Source organism: Azotobacter beijerinckii (assembly GCF_900110885.1).
GTDB lineage: Bacteria > Pseudomonadota > Gammaproteobacteria > Pseudomonadales > Pseudomonadaceae > Azotobacter > Azotobacter beijerinckii.
In genome coordinates this window covers 189,668-206,761 of sequence record NZ_FOFJ01000001.1, presented here as the reverse complement: position 1 = coordinate 206,761, position 17,094 = coordinate 189,668, and the positions used below count along the sequence as shown (strand labels likewise).

Here is a 17,094-nt window from a genome sequence, read left to right as displayed (position 1 = left end):
TTGCATGGACAGTCTTTCTCCCACGCTTTCTTCCGAGCCGGCTGCTGTGCCGGACGGCGTGGAGCGGGCCGGTTTCGCGGCGGCGCTGCTGCGCGAGGCCCGCGAGCGGGCCGCGGCCGAGGGGGAGCCGGTGGTCGAGGCGCTGGAAGCGCTGAGCGGGCTCGACGCGGGTGCGTTCGTCCGCCGCCTGGGGGCGACCCTGCGCTACCCGGTGCTCGACGGCGAGGTGCTGTTCGCCTGCCTGCCGGTCTTCGAGCGGCTGGCGCTGGCCCAGGCGCTCAAGCGCGAGTTCGCCGTGGTCCGCCTGGACGAGCGCGAGGTCGGGGTGTTCGCCGATCCCTTCGACGATGCCCGGTTGGCCTGGATCGATGCCTGCCTGGAAGGCGCGCCGCTGTACCTGGTGCATTCGGCCGACCTGGCCGGCTACCTGGCGCGCCACGAGGAGGCCTTCCACGCCGTCGAGTCGCTGGGCGCCGACGCCGCCGGGGCGGCCGAGGTCGAGGCAGTGGAGACGCTGTCGCTGGCGCGGATCAGCGAGGACTCCAGCGTGGTGGTCAAGCTGGTCAACTCGACCCTCTACGACGCGCTGAAGATGCACGCCAGCGACATTCACCTGGGCATGACCGGCAACGGGCTGGCGATCAAGTACCGGATCGACGGGGTGCTCAACGCCATCGGCCGGGTGCAGGGCAGCGAGATCGCCGACCAGGTGATCTCGCGGGTCAAGGTGCTCGCCGAGCTGGACATCGGCGAGAAGCGGGTGCCCCAGGACGGCCGCTTCAAGGTCGGCATCCACGGCCGGCAGATCGACTTCCGGGTGTCGATCATGCCGAGCATCTTCGGCGAGGACGCGGTGCTGCGGGTGCTCGACAAGCAGGACCTGGCCGACCGCGTCAGCGGCGTCAGCCTGGAGGCGCTGGGCTTCGAGGAGGCGACCCTGCGCAGCCTGCGCCGGCTGGCCGCCGAGCCCTACGGCATGGTGCTGGTGACCGGCCCCACCGGCAGCGGCAAGACCACCACCCTGTACGCGATGATCACCGAGATCAACCACGGGGTGGACAAGATCATCACCATCGAGGACCCGGTGGAGTACCAGTTGCCCGGCGTGCTGCAGATCCCGGTCAACGAGAAGAAGGGCCTGACCTTCGCCCGCGGCCTGCGCTCGATCCTCCGCCACGACCCAGACAAGATCATGGTCGGCGAGATCCGCGACCCGGAAACCGCGCAGATCGCCGTGCAGTCGGCGCTCACCGGCCACCTGGTGTTCACCACCATCCACGCCAACAACGTGTTCGACGTGATCGGCCGCTTCGTGCAGATGGAGGTCGACCCCTACAGCTTCGTCTCCGCGCTCAACGCGGTGCTCGCCCAGCGGCTGATCCGCCTGGTCTGCCCGGACTGCGCCATGCCCGTCGAGCCGGGTGCCGACGAGTTGCTGAGTTCCGGGCTGAACCCGGCCGAGGTCGGCGACTTCCGCTTCGTCCAGGGCAGCGGTTGCGGGCGCTGCCGGGGCTCGGGCTATCGCGGCCGCAAGGCGATCGCCGAACTGCTGCTGCTCGACGACGAGATCCGCCAGCTGATCGTCGAGCGCCAGCCGATCTCGCAGATCAAGGAACTGGCCCGGCGCCGCGGCCTGCGCCTGTTGCGCAGCTCGGCGCTGGAGCTGGTGCGGACTGGGCGGACCACCCTGGAGGAAATCAACCGTGTCACTTTCGTGGGGTGAACGGCGCATCGCCGTGCTCGGCGCCACGCGCCTGGCGCTGTTCCGAAGGCGGCGCGGCGCGCTGGATCTGCTCGGCGGGGCCGAGTACGGCCCCGCCGAAGGGCCGGTCTGGAGTGGCGCGGCGCAGGCCCTGGAGCGTCTGCTGGGCGAGCCGGGCCGCAGGCGCGGCAGCCTGACCCTGGTGCTCTCCAGCCGCTTCGTGCGCTTCGCGCTGGTTCCCTGGAGCGAAGCGATCGTCTCGCCGGAGGAGCTTGAGGCCTATGCGCGCTTTCGTTTCCAGGAGATCTACGGTCCGTCCGCCGACGACTGGCTGCTGCGCCTGTCGCCGTCCCCGGCCGGGCAGCCGCGGCTGGCGGCGGCCGTCGAGCGGGGACTGGTCGAGCGCCTGCAGGTCGCGCTGAAGGGCGCCGGGCTGCGCCTTTGCTCGGTGCAGCCCTACCTGATGGCGGCCTTCAATCGCTTCGCCGGGGAACTGCCGGCGGGCGACTTTCTCTTCGTGCTCGCCGAACCGGGGCGCAGCAGCCTGCTGCTGGCCCGCGAAGGGCGCTGGGCCAGCGTGCGTTCGGTGGCCGGCAGCGACGACGATGCGGCGCTGCTCGCGCTGGTCGAGCGGGAATGCGAGCTGCAGGGCCTGGAGGGCGAGGTGCGCGCGGCGCGCTACCTGCATGCGCCGGGGCGCACGGCGGCACTGGCCGGGCTGCGTGCGCTGGATCTGCCGGGGACGCCGGCGGATGTCCTGCAGGCCATGGCCCTGGCGGTGCACTGAGATGCGCGCCCTCGATCTCGACTTCCAGCGCAGATCCCTGGCCAGTCCGCTCGGCTGGACGCTGTTGGCCGCCGGCCTGCTGCTGGCCGGGCTGCTCTGGGCGCTGCAACGGCAAGTCGCCGCGGATACCGTGCGCGACGCGCAGGAGCTTGCCCGGCTGCAACAGGGGCAGGGCGGCGAGGTCCGCCAGGCGTCGCTGTCGAAGGCCGACAGCCTGGCCCAGCAGGCCAGCCTGGCGGAAATGCGCCGGGTCTCGGCGGCGCTGAACCTGCCGTGGAACGGGTTGTTCGCCACCCTGGAGTCCTTGCCGCTCCAGGATGTCGCCCTGCTCGGCCTGACCCCGGATGCCCGCAAGCGGCTGCTGCGGATCAGCGCCGAGGCGCGCAACCTGGAGGCCATGCTGGAGTTCCACCGGCGGCTCGAGGACAGCGACGGGCTGAGCGACGTCTCCCTGCTCGACCACGAGGTGCTGGTCCAGGTAGCCGAGCGGCCGATCCGCTTCAACCTGCTGGCGACCTGGGAGGTGCCGGATGGCCGTCCATAGGCTGATCCTCCTCGAGCACCTGCGCCGGCTGGGCTGGCCGGCTGCCGGAGGCGCCGCACTGCTGGTACTGGCTGCCGCTTACGGGCTGTTGGTGCTGTGGCCGGCCTGGCAGACGCGCGAGGTGCTGGCCGGGCAGATCGTCGAGGCCCGCGAGCGCCTGGGGCGCATCGCGCGCGGCGTCGAGCTGCCGCCGCAAGGCCCCGGCCGGCAGCTGGCCGACTTCCATCGCCAGCTGCCGGCACAACCGGCGGCGACCGCGACCATCGACCGGATCTACGCGGCGGCACGGGCGGAGAACCTGTCGCTGGCCCGCGGCGAATATTCCCTCGGCATCGATCCGAAGACCCGTCTGGCGCGCTACCGCATCCTCCTGCCGGTGCGCGCCGGCTATCCGCAGCTGCGCCGCTTCCTGCACCGTCTGCTGGCCGAGGTGCCGGCGCTGGTGCTGGAGGATGTCGAGTTCAAGCGCAAGGACATCCATGAAACCGAACTCGAGGGGCGCATCCGCATGACCCTCTATCTGTCGAGGTGGTGATGGGCCGGCGGCGGCTGCTGGGCTGGCTGGCGTTCCTCGCCTGCGCGGGGCTGCTGGCGCTGTTGCCCGAGTTCTTCCCGCCGGAGGCCGAGCCCCTGGCGGTGGCGCCGCGCAGCCGGCCGGCCGCGGTGCCGACCGAGCAGGCCGCCGCCCCGCCGGACGTCCGGGCGCTGCGGGCCGGGCCGGCGAGCCGGGCGGTGCCGCAGGCGAACCTGTTCGCCGCGCGCAGCTGGCGCGTGGAGCCACCGCCGCGTCCGCCGGTCGATACCGCGCCGCCGCCGGTGGCCGCACCGCCGCCGCCACCCCCGCCGGCCGCGCCGTCGCTGCCCTTCGAGTTCATCGGCAGGCTGGACGACAGCGTCCGCCTCCGGGTCTTTCTGCTGCGGGGGGATCGCCTGCACACGGTGGCGGCCGGCGACGTGATCGACGGTACCTACCGGCTGGAGAAGATCGCCGCCGACGAGCTTACCCTCGTCTATCTGCCGCTGAACCAGACCCAGTCGCTGCCCGTGGGAGAGCATCCATGACCATCGCAACGCGCAAGGCTGCAAGCGCCCTCTGGCGGCCCCTGCTGCTGGGCGTCGTGCTGCTGTCCGGCTGTGCCGGCCAGCCGAGCAAGGAAGGCATCGAGCTGATCGATCAGGGCAAGTACGAGGAGGGCCTGGCGCAGCTGGCCGAGGCGGCGCACCGCAATCCCGAGGACCCCAGCGTGCAGATCGCCCTGACCACTCAGCGGACGCGGGTGGTCACCCGGCTGCTGGGCCAGGCCGAGCAGGCGCATGCCGCGCGCAACAACGAGGCCGCGCAGGTCGCCTACCAGCGGGTGCTGGGCATCGAGCCGGGGAATACCCGGGCCACCGAGGGGATGCGCAGGATCGTCCAGTTGCGCAATGTCGCCGAGCTGTACCGGCAGGCGGAGCTGGCCCTGAGACGTGGCGACCTGGACGGGGCCGAGCGGCTGCTGCGCTCGATCCTCGACCTGGAGCCGCAGCACGAGGGGGCGCTGGCCCTGCAGGAGGGCATCGAGGCCACCCGCGCGCAGACCGCCGTCGCCTATCCGCAACTGCGTGCCAAGCTGCAGCGGCCGGTGAGCCTGGAATTTCGCGAGGCCAACCTGAAGCTGGTCTTCGAGGTGCTGGCGCAGACCGCGGGGATGAACTTCATCTTCGACCAGGACGTGCGCCCGGACCTCAAGGCGACCATCTACGTCCGCCAGGTGGCCATCGAGGATGCGGTGGACCTGCTGCTGCAGCAGAGCCAGCTGAAGCAGAAGGTGGTCAACGACAACACCGTGGTGATCTACCCGAACACCCCGCAGAAGCTCAAGGACTACCAGGAGCTGGTGCTGCGGACCTTCTACCTGACCAACACCGACGCCAACACCGCGCTGAACATGGTCAAGACCCTGCTCAAGACCCGCGACGTGTTCGTCGACGAGCGCCTCAACACCCTGACCATGCGCGACACGCCGGACGCGGTGCACCTGGCCGAGAAGCTCTTCATGGCCCAGGACCAGGCCAACCCGGAGGTGGTGCTGGAGCTGGAGGTGATGGAGGTTTCCCGCAAGCGTATCCTCGATCTCGGCCTGCAGTGGCCGAATACCTTCGGCATCCTCACCGAGGACGGCGCCAGCTCGGTGAGCATCCTCGGCCAGTTGCGCGGGATCGATCCCGACCGCATCTCCTTCTCGCCGTCGCCGACCCTGAAGATCAACGCCAACGACAGCGACATCAACACCCTTGCCAGCCCGGTGCTGCGGGTGAGCAACCGCCAGCAGGCACGTATCCACATCGGCGAGCGGGTGCCGGTGGTCAGCGCCACCTCGACGCCCTCCACCCAGGGGCCGGTGATCACCGAGAGCATCACCTACCTGGACGTGGGCCTGAAGCTGGAGGTTGAGCCGACCATCCACCTGAACGACGAGGTCGCCATCAAGGTGGGGCTGGAGGTGAGCAACGCGACCCAGCAGCCGGCCACCGCGGCGGGCACCATTCCGGTCCAGGTGGACACCCGCAACGCGGTCACCACCCTGCGCCTGCGCGACGGCGAAACCCAGGTGCTGGCCGGCCTGGTGCGCAACGACCACGGCACCTCGGGCGACCGCATTCCCGGGCTGGGCGACATTCCCGGCCTCGGCCGGCTGTTCGGCAGCAACAAGGACGCCCTGAGCAAGTCCGAGCTGGTGCTCTCGATCACCCCGCGCATCGTGCGCAATCTGCCCTACCAGAGCCCCTACGACATGGAGTTCGACTCCGGCACCGAGAGCGGTTTGCGCATGCGTCCGGCGGCGCTGCCCCGCGAGGGCGAGGTCGGCCGGCGGCCGTCGAAGCCCGAGCCGCTGGCCGCCGCCGGGGACGCACGGCGATGAACGGCGGCGTGCGGCAGGGGCGCGGTTTCTCGCTGCTCGAACTGGTGATCGCCCTGGCGATCCTCGGGCTGCTGGCCGGCATGGCCGCGCCGCTGACCGAGACGGTGATCCGCCGCGGCAAGGAGCAGGAGCTGAAAACGGCGCTGTACCGTATCCGCGATGCGATCGATGCCTACAAGCGGGCGACCGACGCCGGCTTCATCGAGAAGTCCGCCCTCGGCAGCGGCTATCCGCCCTCGCTGGCGGTGCTGGTGGAGGGCGTGCGCGACCTGCGCAATCCCTCGGGGAGCAAGCTCTATTTCCTTCGGCGAATTCCCCGCGACCCCTTCGCCGAGCCGGACATGAGCGCGCCGGAGAGCTGGGGGCTGCGCAGCTACGACAGTTCCGCGGAGAACCCGCAGGAGGGCGAGGACGTCTTCGACGTCCATTCGCTGTCCAAAAGCCGCGGGCTCAACGGCATTCCGTATCGGGAGTGGTAATGAAGCGACAGGGCGGATTCACCTTGATCGAGCTGCTGGTGGTCATGGCGATCATCGCCAGCCTGCTGACCATCGCCGTGCCGCGTTATTTCTCCAGTCTCGAGTACTCCAAGGAAACCACCCTCAAACAGAGTCTGACGGTGATGCGCGATGCCCTGGACCAGTACTACGGCGACACCGGTCGCTACCCGGAAAGCCTCGAGGCGCTGGTGGAGCAGCGCTACCTGCGCAACTTGCCGGTGGACCCGATCGTCGAGCGCAGCGACCAGTGGGTGTTGCTGCCGCCGCCCGAGGGCGTTGCCGGCGGTGTCGCCGACGTGAAGAGCGGGGCGGACGGGCGAGCCAAGGACGGCAGCCTGTATGCCGAATGGTGAGGCGATGGACGGGCAACGGGGCTTCACCTACCTGGGCGTGCTGTTTCTCGTCGCGCTGATGGGCGGCGCGCTGGCCGCGGCCGGCCAGCTGTGGTCGACCGCCAGCCAGCGCGACCGGGAGCGCGACCTGCTGTGGATCGGCAACCAGTACGCCCTGGCGCTGCGCAGCTATTACCGCAACTCGCCGGGTATCGCCCAGTATCCGCAGAGCCTCGAGGAGCTGCTCGAGGATCGCCGGCAGATCAAGCGCCAGCGGCACCTGCGCCGTCTCTATGCCGATCCGGTCACCGGCGGCGGCGAGTGGGGACTGGTCCGCTCGGTCGACGGGCGCATCGCCGGGGTCTACAGCCTGTCCGAACGACGGCCGCTGAAAACCGCGAACTTCCCGCCGGACTGGGAGTTTTTCGAGGGGATGACCCGTTATGCCGACTGGCAGTTCGTCGCCGAGCCGTTCTTTCGCCAGGAGTAGGGGCCGGAAAGCAAAACGCCCCGACGAGGCGGGGCGTTTGCCGAATGGCCGAGGTCGGACTCAGCCCTGCCAGCGCTTGAACACCAGGGTGGCGTTGGTGCCGCCGAAGCCGAAGCTGTTGCTCATCACGGTGTTCAGGGTGACGTTCTCGCGAGTCTTCTGGACGATCGGCAGGTCGGCCACTTCCGGGTCCAGCTCTTCGATGTTCGCCGAGCCGGCGATGAAGTTGCCTTCCATCATCAGCAGGGTGTAGATCGCTTCCTGCACGCCGGCGGCGCCCAGGGAGTGGCCGGACAGGCTCTTGGTCGAGCTGATCGGCGGGGCCTTGTCGCCGAACACGATGCGCACCGCCTTGGCTTCGGCTACGTCGCCGACCGGGGTGGAGGTGCCGTGGGTGTTCAGGTAGTCGACCGGGTCGACGACCGTGCTCAGCGCCTGCTGCATGCAGCGCACCGCGCCTTCGCCGCTCGGAGCGACCATGTCGTAGCCGTCGGAGGTGGCGCCGTAGCCGACGATCTCGGCGTAGATCTTCGCGCCGCGCTTGAGGGCATGCTCCAGTTCCTCGACCACCACCATGCCGCCGCCGCCGGCGATGACGAAGCCGTCACGCTTGGCGTCGTAGGCGCGGGAGGCCTTTTCCGGGGTGTCGTTGTACTGGGTGGACAGGGCGCCCATGGCGTCGAACAGGAAGCTCTGGCTCCAGTGCTCCTCTTCGCCGCCGCCGGCGAAGACCATGTCCTGCTTGCCCATCAGGATCTGCTCCATGGCGTTGCCGATGCAGTGGGCGCTGGTGGCGCAGGCCGAGGAGATCGAGTAGTTCACGCCCTTGATCTTAAAGGGGGTGGCCAGGCAGGCGGAGACGGTGCTGCCCATGGTGCGCGGTACGCGGTACGGGCCGACGCGCTTGACGCCCTTCTCGCGCAGGATGTCCATGGCTTCCATCTGGTTGAAGGTGGAGGCGCCACCGGAGCCGGCGATCAGGCCGATGCGCGGGTTGGAGATCTCTTCCGCGGTCAGGCCGGCATCCTTGATCGCCTGCTCCATGGACAGGTAGGCGAAGGCGGCGGCGTCACCCATGAAGCGGTAGACCTTGCGGTCGATCAGCGCTTCCAGATCCAGGTCGACGGAACCGGACACCTGGCTGCGCAGGCCCATTTCGGCATAAGAGGGGTTGTGGCGAATCCCTGGCCGGCCGGCACGCAGGTTGGCGGATACGGTGTCCTTGTCATTGCCCAGGCAGGATACGATGCCGAGGCCAGTGATCACGACGCGACGCATGTGGATGTCCTTCAGAAGCTGTCGGTAGAGGTGAACAGGCCGACGCGCAAGCCTTCGGCGCTGTAGATCTCGCGGCCATCGACGCTGACGATGCCGTCGGCGATGCCGAGGATCAGCGAACGGTTGATGGTGCGCTTGATGTGGATGTTGTAGGTGAGTTTCTTCGCCGTCGGCAGCACCTGGCCGAAGAATTTGACCTCGCCCGAGCCGAGGGCCCGGCCGCGTCCCGGATAGCCTTGCCAGCCCAGGTAGAAGCCGACCAGCTGCCACATGGCGTCGAGGCCGAGGCAGCCGGGCATGACCGGATCCCCTTCGAAGTGGCAGGCGAAGAACCACAGGTCGGGATTGATGTCCAGTTCGGCGACCATTTCGCCCTTGCCGTACTTGCCGCCGGTGTCGCTGATATGCGTGATGCGATCGACCATCAACATATTGGGGGCGGGCAGTTGCGCATTACCCGGACCGAACAGCTCGCCGCGAGCGCAGCGCAGCAGGTCTTCCCGGGTATAGGCGTTTTGTTTGGTCATGCAAATTCCTCAATGGTCCGTTCGTGGAGACGGACTGAACGTCTGGTGGCCGCAGGCAACGGGGGTATGATTCGGCAGCCTAGTCATAGACTGTTGCCTGATGTTGAAAGTCACAGGGCCGAGCGCTGTCATCCCTGCCGTGGCGTTGCTGGCGGCAGCCAAATGCATGGGGTCGGAATGACGAAGGTCAGCCGCAATTGCATAGTTTATCACTTGTCGGTGGGGGGAAGGGTCGCCAACCGGCCATGGAACGGCTTTACGACAGTGTTCGTGACCGTGCAAGGGCCAACCGATGACTGGTCTCGACGGTCTCGCTCCGTAATAATGCGGTCCCATTGCCGTACTGGAGGAACGAGATGACTGCAAGACAACCCATCGCGGTGCTCGGCGGCGGCAGCTTCGGCACGGCGCTTGCCAATCTGCTGGCGGAGAGCGGCCAGACCGTGTGGCTGTGGATGCGCGATCCCGTGCAGGCCGAGGCGATCCGCACGCAGCGGGAGAACCCGCGTTACCTGAAGGGCATCAAGGTGCTTCCCGGCGTCGAGCCGGTCACCGACCTCGCCGCGACGGTCTCGGCCTGCGAGCTGATCTTCGTCGTGCTGCCTTCCAGCGCCCTACGCCAGGCGCTGCAGCCGGTGTCCGGGCTGCTGGCCGGGAAGATGTTGGTCAGCACCACCAAGGGGATCGAGGCGCAGAGCTTCAAGCTGATGAGCCAGATCATCGAGGAGATCGCTCCTGCGGCACGCATCGGCGTGCTCTCCGGGCCCAACCTGGCACGGGAGATCGCCGAGCATGCGCTGACCGCCACGGTCGTCGCCAGCGAGGACGAAGCGCTGTGCCGGGCGGTGCAGGCCGTGTTGCACGGGCGCACCTTCCGCGTCTACGCCAGCGCCGACCGCTTCGGCGCCGAGCTGGGCGGGGCGCTGAAAAACGTCTATGCGATCATGGCCGGCATGGCCGCCTCGCTGGGGATGGGCGAGAACACCAAGAGCATGCTGATCACCCGCGCCCTCGCCGAGATGACCCGCTTTGCCGTGCGGCTCGGCGCCAACCCGATGACCTTCCTCGGTCTGGCCGGGGTCGGCGACCTGATCGTCACCTGCACCTCGCCGAAGAGTCGTAACTATCAGGTTGGCTATGCGCTCGGCCAGGGCCTCAGCCTGGAGGAGGCGGTGGCGCGCCTCGGCGAGGTGGCCGAAGGGGTCAACACCCTGCGGGTGCTCAAGGCCAAGGCCGAGGAACTGGGCGTCTACATGCCGCTGGTCGCCGGCCTGCACGCGATCCTCTTCGAGGGGCGCACCCTGGCCCAGGTCATCGAGGCGCTGATGACCGGCGAGCCGAAGACCGATGTGGACTTCATTTCCACCAGCGGCTTCTGATCCATCCACCCCGGCCGGCGAGGAGATCCCGATGAAACTCTGGCTGCTGCGACACGGCGAGGCCGAGTCCCATGCCCGTACCGATGCCGAGCGCGAGCTGACCCGGCACGGCCGCAAGGAGGTCCGCCAGGCGGCTGCGCACCTGGCCGGGCGCCCGTTGCCGACGATCCTCTGCAGTCCCTATGTGCGCGCCCGGCAGACCGCCGAGCTGCTGGCGGCCTTTCTCGACGGCGCGCCGAAGCTGGTGGTGGTGGACTGGCTGACGCCGGACAGCGATCCGCGCCAGGCCCTCGACCGGCTGGCCGAACGCGGCGAGGAAGAACTCCTGCTGGCCAGCCACCAGCCCTTCCTCGGTGCGCTGGCCGGCTTGCTGATCCACGGCCACCTGCAGGACCCGCTGCCGATGCAGACTGCCAGCCTGGCCGAGCTGGATGGCGAACTGCCGCTGGCCGGTGCGATGTACCTGCGCGCCCTCCATCACCCGGGGCATCGGCCGTAGGGCCGAAGATCGCAACCCGCCACGGCTGCCCGCGACGACTTCGTGGCCGGGGCCGTTTCCCCGTGCTCGTCCCGCCGGCCGGATGAAGCGGGCCGGCCCGCTTCATCCGGCATCTGGGGCCGCTAGGCTGGCAGCTCTTATATCGAATACCGGCCTTCATGATCGCCAATCGTGCTTAGCCACCCTATAGCAATGGGCTATAAAAACACCCACAAGAACGAATACCAGGATGAGCCAGTCGGGGTCCAGAGGCATCCTTCTTTGCAGGGAGGCGAACACCCTTGGGCGCGGAAACCCCGAAGCGGTTCCATCTGATCAGGTATTTCTCCTTGGTCAGCTTCGTCGTCATCACGGCGGTTGTCGTCTCGCTGGCTATCGTTTCAACCCGTTTTCTGTTGATCGAGAGCGTCCGCCGCGAGGGCCTGCTGACCGTTCAGGCGGTCCGCTCGATCGCTGAAATGGAGCGCCGTCATGCCGACATGAGTCTGGACATGACCATGGGCATGCTGCTCGAGCCGGGACGGGAACTCTCCGGCTCCGAACTGCTGCGCAGAACGATCGCCAAGGTCCGCAGCGAGTTCCTCGACCACATCACCCATCTCCCCGAGGTACTGCTGGTCAACCTGTATGGTGCCGACCGGGTCATCTTCTGGTCGACCAACCCGCGGCTGATCGGCAGGAGGGTCGATAACGCGGACCTCGAGGAAGCCTTCGGCAGCGGAGACGCGGTCGCCGCCACGACCGGCGAGCACCTCGGGGAAAACGTCTTCAGCCCGCCAGGGGAACTCTATGTCGGGCACTACATTCCGCTCGGCGACGGCGCGGGCAGGGTGGCGACGATGGTGGAGATCTACAAGGAGCCGGTGGACCTGATCGCCCGTATCCAGCGCAGCTACCTGCTGTGCTGGCTGGCCGCGGTGCTCGGCGGCGTGCTGATCTACCTCGGGTTGTTCTGGATGGTCTGGCGGCTCTCGGGGCTGCTCGCCGCCCAGCAGAAGCAGCTGATCGCCAACGAAACGGCGGTCGCCCTCGGGGAGATGTCCACGGCGGTGGCGCACAGCCTGCGCAATCCCCTCGCGGCCATTCGCTCCAGCGCGGAGCTGGCGCTGGATGTGGATGCGCCGCCGATCCGCAAGAACATCGAGGACATCATCGGCCAGGTCGACCGCCTGTCGAAGTGCGTCAGCGAACTGCTGATTTCCTCCCGCCCGCTCTGTGGCGACCGGGAGGCGGTGGACCCGGTGGCGGCGGTGGACGACGTGCTGCACGCCTTCGACCAGCAGATCCGCGCTGCCGGCATCCGGGTCGACTGGCCGGCACAGCCGGCGCCGGCGGTGATCAGCCATCGGGTGCTGTTCGCCCAGGTGCTCAACAGCGTGATTTCCAATGCCATCGAGGCCATGCCCCGGGGCGGCACGCTGCGCATCCGGATCGCGGTCGATGTCCGGGAGCGGCGCCTGCGCCTGACCGTCGGCGACAGCGGCAACGGCATGACGCGGGAACAGATGGCGATGGCCTTCAAGGCCTTCTATACCACCAAGCGCGGCGGGCTCGGGGTCGGGCTGGTGCTGGTGAAGCGGATCATGGAGCGTTTCGGCGGCTCCATCCGGCTGGATAGCCGTGAACGGGAAGGGACCGACGTGTGTCTGGTCTTCAGGATTGCAGAAGGAGATTAGCGATGGAGCACAGCATTCTGATCGTCGAGGACGACGAGACGCTGGCGGACAATATTCGGACTTATCTCGAACGCCGGCACTACGAGGCGCTGGTCTGCGGCTCGGCCGAGGAGGCGCTGGAGCTGCTCGGGACGCAGCGCCCCGACGTGCTGCTGACCGACCGCTCCCTGCCGGGGATGAGCGGTCTGGAACTGGTCGCCCGGGTTTGCGCCAGCGACCCGCGGATCAAGCCGATCATGATGACCGGCTACGGCAACGTAGAGGATGCGGTGGCCGCGATGAAGGCCGGGGCCTACCACTACCTGACCAAGCCGGTGGTGCTGGCCGAACTCAAGCTGCTGATCGACAAGGCGCTCGAGGCCCAGCGTCTGGAGCATGCGCTGTCCTTCTACCAGGCGCGCGAAGCCCGGGCCGCCGGACTCGACGCGCTGATCGGCAACTCGCCGGCGATGCGGGCGATGAAGGCGACGGTGCGTCAGCTGCTGGAGGCGGAGAGCCGGATGACCGACGCCGATCTGCCGGTGGTGCTGATCGAAGGCGAAACCGGCACCGGCAAGGAGCTGATCGCCCGCGCCCTGCATTTCGACGGCAACCGCCGCGGCGGCCCCTTCGTCGAGGTCAACTGCGCCTCGATTCCGGCGCACCTCTTGGAGGCGGAGCTGTTCGGCCACGAGCGGGGCGCCTTCACCGACGCCAAGGAGCGGCGGGTCGGCCTGGTCGAGGCGGCGGACGGCGGCACGCTGTTCCTCGATGAGATCGGCGAGATCGAGCTGCCCTTGCAGGCCAAGCTGCTCAAGCTGCTGGAGGACCGTAGCATCCGCCGGCTGGGCGCGGTCAGGGAGCGCAAGGTGAACCTGCGCATCATCAGTGCGACCAACTGCAACCTTGAGCGGATGGTCCAGCAGGGCAAGTTTCGCCGCGACCTGTTCTTCCGCCTGCGGGTCATCGAGATCAAGGTGCCGCCGCTGCGCGCGCGCGGCGAGGACGTGATCGCCCTGGCTGAGCATTACTTGGCCCAGCACGGCAAGCGCTACGGCAAGCCCGGCCTTGGTTTCACTGCGGAGGCGAGGGCGCTGCTGAAGAGCTACAGCTGGCCGGGCAACGTGCGCGAGCTGCGCAACATGCTGGAGCAGACCGCCCTGCTGGCGCCGGGCAACCTGATCGGCCCCGCTCAGCTGGCGATCTGCCCGGAGCTGATGGAGGGGGGCGATCCGCGTCCGGCCCTGGTCCGCGACTTCGACCCGGCGCTGCCGGGGGAGGGGCTCAACCTGCCCGAGGTGGAGCGCGACATGGTGTTGCGCACGCTGGACAGGACCGACTGGAACGTGACCAAGTCCGCCCGCCTGCTGGGGCTGACGCGGGACATGCTGCGCTACCGCATCGAGAAGCTCGGGCTGGCGCGGCCGGATCGCCGGCATTAGGCTCGCCCGGCGAGGGACGGGCCCCGGCGCTAATCCGCCTCGACCGGTGCCAGCTCCGCCGCGCTCCCGGCCGGCTGGCGGGCGCTGCGCTGCTGCAGGGCCAGGGTCAGGCCGAGGCCGCAGAAGGCGGCCAGCGCGCAGACCAGAAAGATCGAGCGAAAACCCTGGCTGCCGATCAGCAGGCCGATCAGCGGGCCGGCGACGCCCAGCGCCAGGTCGAGGAACAGCGAATAGGCGCCGATCGCCGCCCCGCGGTTGGACGCCGGCGTGCTCTTCACCGCCTCCACGCCGAGGGCCGGGAACACCAGCGAGAACCCGAAGCCGCTCAGCCCCGCGCCGAGCATGGCCAGCAGCGGGCCGGGCGCCGCCCAGAGCAGCAGTAGGCCGCCGCCTTCGACCAGCAGGCAGGCGATCCCCACCCGGTAGCCGCCCAGGCGGTCGATCGCCTGGGCGAACAGCAGGCGGGCGGCGATGAAGCTGAAGCCGAAGGCCGTCATCGCGTACTCCGCCCAGGCCCAGCCGCGGCTGTCGTAGTAGAGGGTGATGAAGGCGGCGATGGTGCCGTAGCCGAGGGTGCCCAGGGCCATCGCCAGGCCGTAGGGGCCGACTCGCCCGAGTACGCTCATGAAGCTCAGCCGATCGCCGGCGACCACCGGCACGCCCGTCTTGCGCCAGGCCAGGGCGAGCCCGCACAGGGCGATCAGCAGCACGCTGGCGCCCATCCAGGGCAGGCCGAAACGGCCCGCCAGCCACACCCCGAGCGGTGCACCCAGGCCGATCGCGCCGTAGCTGGCGATGCCGTTCCAGGAAATCACCCGGGCGGTGCCTGCGCTGCCGACCTGGCCGATGCCCCAGGCGATTGCGGAGGCGCCGAGTACGCTGTGGGCCATGCCGAGCACCAGGCGGCTGAGCACCAGGACGAGCAGGCTGAAGAGCGGCAGGGCCAGCCAGAGGGTGGCCAGCAGCATCAGCAGGCCGCCCAGGGCGCAGCCGGTCAGGCCGTAGATCAGCGCCTGTTTCGGTCCCGCGCTGTCGATCACCCGGCAGGAGAACGGGCGCACCAGCAGGGTGACCAGATACTGCAGGCCGATCACCAGGCCGGCGACCAGGGTGCTGAAGCCCAGGTCGTGATGGATCAGCCCCGGCAGAACCGCCATGGGGATGCCGACGCTCATGAAGCCGATGAAGGAGAAGCAGACGATGGAGAGGATCTGCAGGGTGGTGCCCTGGACGGGCTCTGTGGGCGGCGCGCTGGACATGGCGATTTTCCGGATGGCTGGGTTGCTTGAATGAGATATGTCATCAGACAACTGTTTTTGCCAGGAAGCAACCATTGATCGGTTCCGGGGATGATGCGTTCCCGGCGGCTGGCACGGGAAGCCGTCGGGGCGTACCGGCCGGAAAAGACGTTCGCTGATCGCGCGGTTCGGGCATGCGCGTTCGCTGGCCGTTCAGTCGCGGTAGAACACCTGCACCAGGTGATAGCCGAACTGCGACTTCACCGGGCCATGGATCTCGCGCAGGGCCTTCTTGAAAATCACCTGGTCGATCGCCCGCACCATCTGCCCCGGACGGACCTCGCCGAGGTCGCCGCCGCGCTTGCCCGAGGGGCAGGTCGAGTGGCGGCGGGCGAGCTGGGCGAAGTCCTCGCCATTGGCCAGACGCTTCTTCAGCTGCGCCGCTTCGGCCTCGCTGCCGAGCAGAATGTGACGTGCCATCGCTTTGGCCATGAAGGAGTCCTCAACTTGGAAGTCTGCGCATTGTGCCAGATCGGAAGGGGTGGCTAGAGTGCCGCGGGCCGGTTTGACAACCGATTGATTTTGAACGACATACGCCTTGCGGACCTATTCCATGGATATTCAATCGATGCTCAGAGTCCTGGCTACCCAGGACGGTTCGGACCTTTACCTGTCCACCGGCGCGCCGCCCTGCGCGAAATTCAACGGCGTGCTCAAGGCGCTCGGCCAGGAGCCTCTGCAGTCGGGCGCCGTGGCGAAGATCGCCGAAGGGTTGATGGACACCGAGCAGCGCGTCGAATTCGAGCGCGAGCTGGAAATGAACCTGGCGATCTCCCTGCCGAACATCGGCCGCTTCCGCATCAACATCTTCAAGCAGCGCAACGAGGTGTCCATCGTCGCGCGCAACATCAAGCTCGACATCCCGCGTTTCGAGGACCTCAAGCTGCCGAAGATCCTCCTCGACGTGGTGATGGAGAAGCGCGGCCTGGTGCTGTTCGTCGGCGGTACCGGCTCGGGCAAGTCGACCTCCCTGGCGGCCCTGATCGACTACCGCAACCGCAACAGCGGCGGGCACATCATCACCATCGAGGATCCGGTGGAGTACGTGCACCGGCACAAGAAGTCGATCATCAACCAGCGCGAGGTCGGGGTGGACACCCGCAGCTTCCATGCCGCGCTGAAGAACACCCTGCGCCAGGCGCCGGACGTGATCCTGATCGGCGAGATCCGCGACCGCGAGACCATGGAGCATGCCCTGGCCTTCGCCGACACCGGCCACCTGGCGATTTCCACGCTGCACGCCAACAACGCCAACCAGGCGCTGGACCGCATCATCAACTTCTTCCCCGAGGAGCGCCGCCCGCAGCTGCTCAACGACCTGGGCAACAACCTCAAGGCCTTCGTTTCCCAGCGCCTGGTCAAGACCCAGGACGGCAAGCGCCGCGCCGCGGTGGAGGTGCTGCTCGGCACGCCGACGGTGCGCGACCTGATCAAGCGCAGCGAACTGAGCGAGATCAAGGAGATCATGGCGAAGTCGCGCAACCTCGGCATGCAGACCTTCGACCAGGCGCTGATCGAGCTGGTCAACGAGGGGGCCATCGGCGAGGAGGAGGCGCTGAAGAACGCCGACTCGGCGAACAACGTGCGTCTCCAGCTGAAGCTGCACCGCGACGGCGGGGTGGCCGGCGCCGACAAGGCGGACGGGGAGAAACCCTGGCAGGGGCTGAGCCTGGAGGTTCTGGAAGAGCCGGAGGAGGCCGGCAACAGCTGAATCGTCGGCGGGGCCCCGCTCGGGCGCCCCGCCATCTGCGTGGGCCG

18 protein-coding genes are annotated in these 17,094 nt (G+C 68.3%); 14 read left to right on the top strand and 4 right to left on the bottom strand.

What is annotated here, in order from left to right; translation table 11 throughout:
• The first annotated feature begins 4 nt into the window (after nt 1–4).
• From BMY22_RS00905 to BMY22_RS00865, 9 genes are read left to right on the top strand one after another with little or no spacing between them, the layout of a single operon-like run.
• The gene (locus BMY22_RS00905) at nt 5–1,723 is read left to right on the top strand and encodes a GspE/PulE family protein (RefSeq protein WP_090618821.1); all 1,719 of its coding nucleotides are present in this window, start codon (nt 5–7) and stop codon (nt 1,721–1,723) included.
• Entirely contained in the window at nt 1,704–2,489 is a 786-nt protein-coding gene (locus BMY22_RS00900; protein WP_244158758.1) for a hypothetical protein, read from the top strand. Before BMY22_RS00905 ends, BMY22_RS00900 begins: the two co-directional genes overlap by 20 nt.
• A 1-nt stretch (nt 2,490) precedes the next feature.
• Nucleotides 2,491–3,033, top strand: coding sequence for a pilus assembly protein (locus tag BMY22_RS00895; protein ID WP_090618818.1), 543 nt, complete (start codon nt 2,491–2,493; stop codon nt 3,031–3,033).
• On the top strand, nt 3,020–3,568 hold the full coding sequence (locus BMY22_RS00890) for a GspMb/PilO family protein (protein ID WP_090618817.1): 549 nt from the start codon (nt 3,020–3,022) through the stop codon (nt 3,566–3,568). Before BMY22_RS00895 ends, BMY22_RS00890 begins: the two co-directional genes overlap by 14 nt.
• On the top strand, nt 3,568–4,095 hold the full coding sequence (locus tag BMY22_RS00885; RefSeq protein ID WP_090618815.1) for a hypothetical protein: 528 nt from the start codon (nt 3,568–3,570) through the stop codon (nt 4,093–4,095). The genes BMY22_RS00890 and BMY22_RS00885 overlap by 1 nt, the downstream gene beginning before the upstream one ends.
• Nucleotides 4,092–5,936: a secretin N-terminal domain-containing protein gene (locus BMY22_RS00880; RefSeq protein WP_090618813.1), complete on the top strand. Its 1,845-nt coding sequence runs from the start codon at nt 4,092–4,094 to the stop codon at nt 5,934–5,936. Before BMY22_RS00885 ends, BMY22_RS00880 begins: the two co-directional genes overlap by 4 nt.
• The gene (locus BMY22_RS00875; protein WP_090618812.1) at nt 5,933–6,415 is read left to right on the top strand and encodes a type II secretion system protein; all 483 of its coding nucleotides are present in this window, start codon (nt 5,933–5,935) and stop codon (nt 6,413–6,415) included. Before BMY22_RS00880 ends, BMY22_RS00875 begins: the two co-directional genes overlap by 4 nt.
• Nucleotides 6,415–6,789: a type II secretion system protein gene (locus tag BMY22_RS00870; protein ID WP_090618811.1), complete on the top strand. Its 375-nt coding sequence runs from the start codon at nt 6,415–6,417 to the stop codon at nt 6,787–6,789. Before BMY22_RS00875 ends, BMY22_RS00870 begins: the two co-directional genes overlap by 1 nt.
• A gap of 4 nt (nt 6,790–6,793) precedes the next feature.
• Nucleotides 6,794–7,258: a type II secretion system protein gene (locus tag BMY22_RS00865; RefSeq protein WP_425265952.1), complete on the top strand. Its 465-nt coding sequence runs from the start codon at nt 6,794–6,796 to the stop codon at nt 7,256–7,258.
• A gap of 60 nt (nt 7,259–7,318) precedes the next feature.
• Here the strand turns inward: BMY22_RS00865 and fabB are convergent, their stop codons facing one another.
• Both fabB and fabA read right to left on the bottom strand, forming a co-directional pair.
• Nucleotides 7,319–8,536, bottom strand: coding sequence for a beta-ketoacyl-ACP synthase I (fabB, locus tag BMY22_RS00860; RefSeq protein ID WP_090618808.1), 1,218 nt, complete (start codon nt 8,534–8,536; stop codon nt 7,319–7,321).
• An 11-nt stretch (nt 8,537–8,547) separates the two neighbouring features.
• The gene (gene fabA / locus BMY22_RS00855; RefSeq protein WP_090618806.1) at nt 8,548–9,063 is read right to left on the bottom strand and encodes a 3-hydroxyacyl-[acyl-carrier-protein] dehydratase FabA; all 516 of its coding nucleotides are present in this window, start codon (nt 9,061–9,063) and stop codon (nt 8,548–8,550) included.
• Between the two features lie 356 nt (nt 9,064–9,419).
• Here fabA and BMY22_RS00850 point away from each other — a divergent pair, with 356 nt between their 5' ends.
• The 4 genes from BMY22_RS00850 (at nt 9,420) to BMY22_RS00835 (ending at nt 14,038) form a co-directional block, all read left to right on the top strand.
• Nucleotides 9,420–10,442 carry an NAD(P)H-dependent glycerol-3-phosphate dehydrogenase gene (locus tag BMY22_RS00850; RefSeq protein ID WP_090618805.1) on the top strand — a complete coding sequence of 341 codons (1,023 nt, stop codon included), beginning with the start codon at nt 9,420–9,422 and terminating at the stop codon, nt 10,440–10,442.
• A 31-nt stretch (nt 10,443–10,473) separates the two neighbouring features.
• On the top strand, nt 10,474–10,941 hold the full coding sequence (sixA, locus tag BMY22_RS00845) for a phosphohistidine phosphatase SixA (protein ID WP_090618803.1): 468 nt from the start codon (nt 10,474–10,476) through the stop codon (nt 10,939–10,941).
• A 329-nt stretch (nt 10,942–11,270) separates the two neighbouring features.
• A complete protein-coding gene (locus BMY22_RS00840) occupies nt 11,271–12,617 on the top strand; it encodes a sensor histidine kinase (protein ID WP_244158757.1) in 1,347 nt (448 codons plus the stop codon).
• Nucleotides 12,618–12,619: 2 nt separating this feature from the next.
• On the top strand, nt 12,620–14,038 hold the full coding sequence (locus BMY22_RS00835) for a sigma-54-dependent transcriptional regulator (protein WP_090618800.1): 1,419 nt from the start codon (nt 12,620–12,622) through the stop codon (nt 14,036–14,038).
• A gap of 29 nt (nt 14,039–14,067) precedes the next feature.
• On the opposite strand, the gene BMY22_RS00830 is transcribed toward BMY22_RS00835, so the two are convergent.
• The gene (locus tag BMY22_RS00830) at nt 14,068–15,297 is read right to left on the bottom strand and encodes an MFS transporter (RefSeq protein WP_090618797.1); all 1,230 of its coding nucleotides are present in this window, start codon (nt 15,295–15,297) and stop codon (nt 14,068–14,070) included.
• A 192-nt stretch (nt 15,298–15,489) separates the two neighbouring features.
• Nucleotides 15,490–15,768, bottom strand: a complete 279-nt coding sequence (locus BMY22_RS00825) for a peptidylprolyl isomerase (protein ID WP_090618795.1) — start codon at nt 15,766–15,768, stop codon at nt 15,490–15,492.
• A gap of 121 nt (nt 15,769–15,889) precedes the next feature.
• Between BMY22_RS00825 and BMY22_RS00820 the strand changes: the two genes are divergently transcribed.
• Entirely contained in the window at nt 15,890–17,047 is a 1,158-nt protein-coding gene (locus BMY22_RS00820; protein WP_208599205.1) for a PilT/PilU family type 4a pilus ATPase, read from the top strand.
• Nucleotides 17,048–17,094 lie beyond the last annotated feature (47 nt).

What these genes read in the sequence shown, in the direction of transcription:
- BMY22_RS00905 (WP_090618821.1), top strand. Translation starts at nt 5, where the DNA reads ATGGACAGTCTTTCTCCCACGCTTTCTTCCGAGCCGGCTGCTGTGCCG.
- BMY22_RS00895 (WP_090618818.1), top strand. Translation starts at nt 2,491, where the DNA reads ATGCGCGCCCTCGATCTCGACTTCCAGCGCAGATCCCTGGCCAGTCCG.
- BMY22_RS00890 (WP_090618817.1), top strand. Translation starts at nt 3,020, where the DNA reads ATGGCCGTCCATAGGCTGATCCTCCTCGAGCACCTGCGCCGGCTGGGC.
- BMY22_RS00885 (WP_090618815.1), top strand. Translation starts at nt 3,568, where the DNA reads ATGGGCCGGCGGCGGCTGCTGGGCTGGCTGGCGTTCCTCGCCTGCGCG.
- BMY22_RS00880 (WP_090618813.1), top strand. Translation starts at nt 4,092, where the DNA reads ATGACCATCGCAACGCGCAAGGCTGCAAGCGCCCTCTGGCGGCCCCTG.
- BMY22_RS00875 (WP_090618812.1), top strand. Translation starts at nt 5,933, where the DNA reads ATGAACGGCGGCGTGCGGCAGGGGCGCGGTTTCTCGCTGCTCGAACTG.
- BMY22_RS00870 (WP_090618811.1), top strand. Translation starts at nt 6,415, where the DNA reads ATGAAGCGACAGGGCGGATTCACCTTGATCGAGCTGCTGGTGGTCATG.
- BMY22_RS00865 (WP_425265952.1), top strand. Translation starts at nt 6,794, where the DNA reads ATGGACGGGCAACGGGGCTTCACCTACCTGGGCGTGCTGTTTCTCGTC.
- fabB (WP_090618808.1), bottom strand. Translation starts at nt 8,536, where the DNA reads ATGCGTCGCGTCGTGATCACTGGCCTCGGCATCGTATCCTGCCTGGGC.
- fabA (WP_090618806.1), bottom strand. Translation starts at nt 9,063, where the DNA reads ATGACCAAACAAAACGCCTATACCCGGGAAGACCTGCTGCGCTGCGCT.
- BMY22_RS00850 (WP_090618805.1), top strand. Translation starts at nt 9,420, where the DNA reads ATGACTGCAAGACAACCCATCGCGGTGCTCGGCGGCGGCAGCTTCGGC.
- sixA (WP_090618803.1), top strand. Translation starts at nt 10,474, where the DNA reads ATGAAACTCTGGCTGCTGCGACACGGCGAGGCCGAGTCCCATGCCCGT.
- BMY22_RS00835 (WP_090618800.1), top strand. Translation starts at nt 12,620, where the DNA reads ATGGAGCACAGCATTCTGATCGTCGAGGACGACGAGACGCTGGCGGAC.
- BMY22_RS00830 (WP_090618797.1), bottom strand. Translation starts at nt 15,297, where the DNA reads ATGTCCAGCGCGCCGCCCACAGAGCCCGTCCAGGGCACCACCCTGCAG.
- BMY22_RS00825 (WP_090618795.1), bottom strand. Translation starts at nt 15,768, where the DNA reads ATGGCCAAAGCGATGGCACGTCACATTCTGCTCGGCAGCGAGGCCGAA.
- BMY22_RS00820 (WP_208599205.1), top strand. Translation starts at nt 15,890, where the DNA reads ATGGATATTCAATCGATGCTCAGAGTCCTGGCTACCCAGGACGGTTCG.